General features: G+C 45.4%; 1 protein-coding gene. It reads right to left on the reverse strand.

The window, feature by feature from the left end; all coding sequences use genetic code 11:
* Positions 1-23: 23 nt before the first annotated feature.
* A partial coding sequence (locus tag NE619_RS17870; RefSeq protein WP_256133843.1) for a hypothetical protein occupies positions 24-812 on the reverse strand: 789 nt, incomplete at its 5' end.

The following is an 812-nucleotide window of genomic DNA, read 5'->3' on the forward strand; positions in this document are numbered from 1 at the left end:
GGTCACATATGGCTGATACATGACTATTCTCCTGTATATTCGGTCGTATCTACATCCACATAGACGCTGTCGATCTTACCGTCTCTGCCATTCGGAAATACAAATACATCTGACAGGCTGCGGTTTTGATACAGATAACCGTCACCCTCCGTGTGTGTGCCAGGTTCAAAATAATAAATAGAACTGATTTTAGGCACAGTCTTACAGGTTTGCCCGCACGCTACTAAAACATTAATCTTATGCGCGCCCTCCGTCTTTTCGTAATACGTTCCGATATTTGCCTTTGTCGGAGATGCCACGGCGCTATAAGTACCGCTGGACTCCGTATAATAAGTCTTGCCTGATACAACATCCGTGTCAGTGGTCTTTACATAAGTTGCTGTTGCTGGTACAAATCCACCATCCTCCGGATCAAAGTTGAAGCGATCGTAAAACCTTTCATCGTCGATAACTTCCATAAGCGGCACACCGTCAATGTCTGTCACTCTAGTCTCAATACCGAGGCCACCCTCTGCGATCTGAGTCATCTCAATCTTACGCGTAAACTCTGTGGACTGCTCCAGGGCGTCCATGATGGTACTTGGCACATACATAATCAAGGAGCCGTTTGCCTTATATCTTCTCAGCTTTCCTTTTGCTAAAATATCTTTCAGCATTCCGAATACTTTGGCCTTTGTGTATCCAGAAAGCGCTGTCGAAGAGTGATAGCCTTCCATATTTTGCGCTGCCTGGGCAACTTTCGAGAAAAACAAAGCATCTGTCTCAGGTACCACTTGCGTCTGCTCAAAAGTTCGAGAAATGTTCTGGATCGA

It is taken from the genome of Anaerovorax odorimutans, from assembly GCF_024459955.1.
In the GTDB taxonomy this organism is placed as follows: Bacteria; Bacillota; Clostridia; order Peptostreptococcales; family Anaerovoracaceae; genus Hominibacterium; species Hominibacterium odorimutans_A.